Raw genomic sequence first — 4697 nt, forward strand, 5'->3', positions numbered from 1 at the left:
CGGCCTGCCGCCAGCTGAACTCTGATCCCGAGCCGGATCGGGCCACGCCGACACGTGATCAAGTCGGGCGAACAGGACTCTCCCCGGGGCCCTGGAGACATCGGGGCCCCGACCTCAACCCGCAGCAAGACATCTGGCCGCTGGTGAAAACGCACCATCGGCAACCTCACTGCCACAAACCTCGATCAGTCGGCTAGCGCCGTGAAACGCAGCCTCCAGAAGATCCAGTACCACCCACGCCTGGGGGACGGCTGCCTCGATGGCACCGAACTTGACCATAAATGTCTGCCCGCGATCACGCCGACATCACGCGTTCACATTCAGCAGCTTGCGAGAGAACCAACGTTCTACTACCGTGGGCAATGCGCTGGAGAACGATCGTTCTCCAGCAAGCTGGAGTACCCCACCAGCCGACCGGCACGACGCCGCGGCAACCGAAGACGCCCACCTTCTTGCGCGGGCCTCCGAGCACAACCGAAGGAAGCGACATGAGTCACGAACCACGCCCTCCGTTCCCGCCGTTCACCCGGGAGACCGCCGTGGAGAAGGTGCGGCTGGCAGAGGACGGCTGGAACTCCCGCGACCCGGAGAAAGTCGCCCTCGCCTATACGGTGGACTCCTACTGGCGCAACCGCGCGGAGTTCGCCAACGGCTACGACGAGATCGTCGCCCTCCTCACCCGCAAGTGGAGGCGGGAGTTGGACTACAGGCTCATCAAGGAACTGTGGGCCTTCGGCGGCAGCCGCATCGCGGTGCGTTTCGCCTACGAGTACCACGACGATTCAGGCAACTGGTTCCGCGCCTACGGCAACGAGAACTGGGAGTTCGGCGACGACGGGCTGATGCATCATCGCTACGCCTGCATCAATGAGCTTCCCATCAAGGAGTCGGAACGCCTGTTCCACTGGCCTCTGGGGCGTCGGCCCGATGACCACCCTGGCTTGAGCGATCTGGGCCTGTGATCCCCCGCCGCCGCGACGGAACCCAGACCGCCCACCGGTTGAGCGCCTGTCGAGTGACCTTCGGTCGAAGAGCGGGCGCAGCGTGCCATTCCAAGGCCTGGACGGCGACGGTCCGCCGACCGAGCTGCCCCTTGGTCCACGTGACTGCCGATCCGGCGGGCGGACCGAACGGCACCGGGCAGCCAGGGTCGGTTCGTACTTCGGGGGATCACGGAGTCGTCGTTGAAGATTGAACGTGACGTCTGAATACCGCCGGACCCGCAGGGCGTTCCGGTCTTGGATTGAGCGTGTCCAAGACCGGAACAAGGAGTTCTACGGAGATGACGATGAACGGTGCGACGACGCTCGACGGCAAGGTGGCGCTGGTAACCGGCGGCAGCCGGGGGATCGGGGCGGCGGTCGCGCTGCGGCTGGCCGAGGACGGCGCAGACGTGGCGCTGACCTACCAGGGCTCGGCCGAGTTGGCCGAGGAGGTGGTCGCCAAGATCACCGCGATGGGGCGGAGCGGCTGGGCCGTCCGCGCGGACAGCACAGACCCGGAGGCGGTGTGCGGCGCAGTGGCGGCGGTCGCCGAGCGGTTCACGCGGCTGGACATCCTGGTGAACAATGCGGGCGTCGGCGCCGTCGGACCGATCGAGGCGGTCACACGCGACCAGATCGACCGGGTGCTGGCAGTGAACGTTCGCGCGCCCTACCTCTACGCCCAGGCGGCGCTGCAGTACCTGGTCGACGGCGGGCGGATCGTGAGCATCGGCAGCTGCATCGCCCAGCGCGTGGCCTTCCCCGGAAGCGCGCTCTACGCGACCAGCAAGGCCGCTCTGATCGGCTTCACCAAGGGCATGGCCCGGGAGCTCGGCCCGCACGGGATCACCGTCAATCTGGTCCACCCGGGCCCGATCGACACCGACATGAACCCGGGCGACGGCGATTCCGCCGACTTCCAGCGCGGCTTCACTGCGCTCGGCCGCTACGGCACGGCGGTGGAGGTCGCGGACGCCGTCTCATACCTGGCCGGCGAGAGCGCCCGATACGTCACAGGCGCGGAGCTGGCGGTGGACGGTGGCTTCGCAGTCTGAGCCCGCACGGCCCGACGCAGGCCGGGCAGTCCTTGGCGCTCAGTCCGTCACGGCATCGACCCGTGATCTCGGGCAGTGGATCAGGGCTGGGTGATACGTCGCCAGGAGTTGTCCGATGCCGAGGGGGACCTGCTGCGGCCTTTGCTGCCCACGGCTGCGACAGGCCGTCCCCGGTTGGACGACCGTATGGTCCTGAACGGCATCGTGTGGAAGTTCCGCACCGGGGTTGCCTGGCGGGACGTGCCCGAGCGGTACGGGTCCTGGGCCACCCTGCACACCCGCTTCCGCCGGTGGGCCAAGGACGGCACCTTCGAGCGGATGCTGCAAGCCGCGCAGGCGAAGGCGGACGCAGCCGGCGACATCGACTGGGTCGCCTCGGTGTGCCGGAGCCGGCATCGTCGGCTGCCTGGCGGACCGGGTCGGGATACGCGGGTACGAAACGGTCGGCGGCCCGGTGCCTGTCTACGCCTCGCCTTGCCGAGGCCGAGGCGCCGGAAGCCAGTGCAGGAGCGTGGCCTGCCCGGATCGGCGCGCGGTAGCGTAGGAGAACGATAATTCCCGAGACGGAGTGACCGAGATGGAACGCGCAGAGGCCGAGCAGCGAATCCTCGACGCAGCCGAAGAGCTGTTCTACGGCCGGGGCATACAGGCCGTGGGGATGGACACGATCCGCTCCACCGCCGCCGTATCGCTCAAGCGTCTCTATCAAATCTTCCCGTCCAAGGACTCCCTGGTCGAGGCCTACTTGCGGCGGCGAGACGCCCGGTGGTTGCGCGAACTCGCCCAGTACGCGGAGCCCCACGACTCGCCTGCGCAGCAGCTCCTGGCGGTCTTCGACTGGTTGTACCGCTGGTTCAGCGAGCCGGACTTCCACGGCTGCAGCTTCGTCAACTCCTTCGGGGAGCTGGGTGCAACCTCCCCGGCCGTGGCGGATATCACGAGGGCCCACAAGCGAGCGTTCTGGCAATACATCGCCGACCTGGTAGCCGCCGCAGAAGCGCCCACCTGGCTCGCCGACCACCTCGTCCTGCTCGCCGAGGGCGCCATCACAACGGCCGCTGTCTCCGGCTCCCCGGAGCCCGCCCGCCAGGCGAAAGACGCCGCACGCATATTGCTGCGGACCGCTCGCATGCAGGCCGATATCCCAACCTGATTCGCGGCACCCAGGCAGCCCCCGGAGATACACGCAACGGTGGCGGCATTCCATTCGGCCCGCCCCCGCAGGCCCTCACCCGAGTTCGCCCTTTGCTAGGCACGCGACGGTGGCGAATCTGCGGGCTCGCGGCAATGGGCACCAGGAGCCCGCAAGCTCGCCAGCTGGCTCGACACCTTCCAAGTCAACGATCAACCCGCACGCCGCCGCCCCTCCAACCGCCACAAACTCAAAACCCCCACCGCTGGACCCCGGGCGGCCACCTCCCCGACACCACCCCCAAGACCTGACCCACCCCACCTCCCACACCCCACCTGAACAGCACAAACACATCTGGCCCTCTGCGAACCCGCAGAGGGCCAGATCACGTCCACCACAACAACAAAGCCGGTCAACGCGACAAAGTGTCGCATTGACCGGCTCCATTTGGTCGGTTGACCACTGGTGGGTCGTTCACGAGATCCCCTGACCAGGTGATACGCTCGAATTTGATCATGAAATCCCCACCGGCGTCCTCGACTTCCCAGATCTATGTACGCGCATTCTTGTGGGATCCTGCCTGCTTGCCTCACACCATGCTCGGAAGCTCGTAGCCTGCACGAGGTCCACCCGCGATCTGTCGGAGTCGTGATCTCACCCTTGGGCCTGTCGGTGGGACGGCGTTATCGCGCTGGCGCCGGCACGGCTTGTTGCCGTGAAGCGAGGGCTTCGACCAGCCGCAACTGTGTCGGCGGCGAGCTCAGAGGTATCGAGGAGTTCTGAGTACAGCGATGCCTTGTCGCGCACGTTGAGGCAGGCCCAGTAGACAGGGAGGTCCTGGTGTCTGGTGAGTGCGTGCAGTTCAGCGCAGGCCAGGACCACTTCCGTGGTGGTGTTCTCCGGAGGTTCCGGAGTGGCCTGCGCGGTGATGGCGCTGGCAAGGCGCGCCGGTACGGATGCGGGAATCGTCTACCCCCACGCCCCTGTGAGCCGTTCTTGGCCTTCCGGCAGACGCTGAACCCGGGACAACACCTCCAGACGACGGAGCCGCTCCTGCGCAGAGCAGGTGTCTAGTAGGTCTGCTGGCCCCAGCCCCGCTACCGGCATCCCTCAGGCCTTGGTGAAGGTCGGCGCGTACCTCGAAGCAGATGGGCAGTCGTTTGAACTGGTGGAACCAGGCGCGACGCGCAGGGACGCAGATGAGGGCTCCGATCGGCGCCCCGACTACTGACCAGATTTGGTGGGCCGCGTGCCCGGAGTGAAGTGGCGCGGCAGAGTTGGGAAGGTCGCCAGACCTCGGCTGTCCAATTCTCGCGGTCTGGCGACCAGCTCGTGGGGCAGGCGGGTCACCTCGTGAGGAGTGCCGTACTCCCGCCGGGCACCATGCGGCGGATCAGCCAGGAGCTCGCACGCGCCGCGCGGTTGTTGATATTGAGGTTCCCCCGAGATGCGGGGAGAGGTGACAGCAGATCAGATGGGGCTCACGAGAGGAGCTCTGACGATGCCTGCCCCGAGGAAGTACCCGCT

The 4697-nt window shown here is 66.9% G+C and carries 4 protein-coding genes; all 4 read left to right on the top strand.

Translation table 11 applies throughout. The features are described 5' to 3' along the window. The first annotated feature begins 488 nt into the window (after positions 1 to 488). A complete protein-coding gene (locus ACF08M_RS41295) occupies positions 489 to 962 on the top strand; it encodes a DUF1348 family protein (RefSeq protein ID WP_392190463.1) in 474 nt (157 codons plus the stop codon). Positions 963 to 1282: 320 nt separating this feature from the next. Continuing rightward, positions 1283 to 2038, top strand: a complete 756-nt coding sequence (locus ACF08M_RS41300) for an SDR family NAD(P)-dependent oxidoreductase (protein WP_392190464.1) — start codon at positions 1283 to 1285, stop codon at positions 2036 to 2038. 90 nt (positions 2039 to 2128) lie between these two features. Further along, positions 2129 to 2593, top strand: a complete 465-nt coding sequence (locus tag ACF08M_RS41305) for a transposase (RefSeq protein WP_392190466.1) — start codon at positions 2129 to 2131, stop codon at positions 2591 to 2593. 22 nt (positions 2594 to 2615) lie between these two features. Beyond that, positions 2616 to 3191 (top strand): TetR/AcrR family transcriptional regulator, encoded by a 576-nt coding sequence (locus tag ACF08M_RS41310; protein ID WP_392190465.1) that lies wholly within the window; start codon positions 2616 to 2618, stop codon positions 3189 to 3191. Positions 3192 to 4697 lie beyond the last annotated feature (1506 nt).

This window comes from Streptomyces sp. NPDC015032, assembly GCF_043080425.1.
GTDB lineage: Bacteria > Actinomycetota > Actinomycetes > Streptomycetales > Streptomycetaceae > Streptomyces.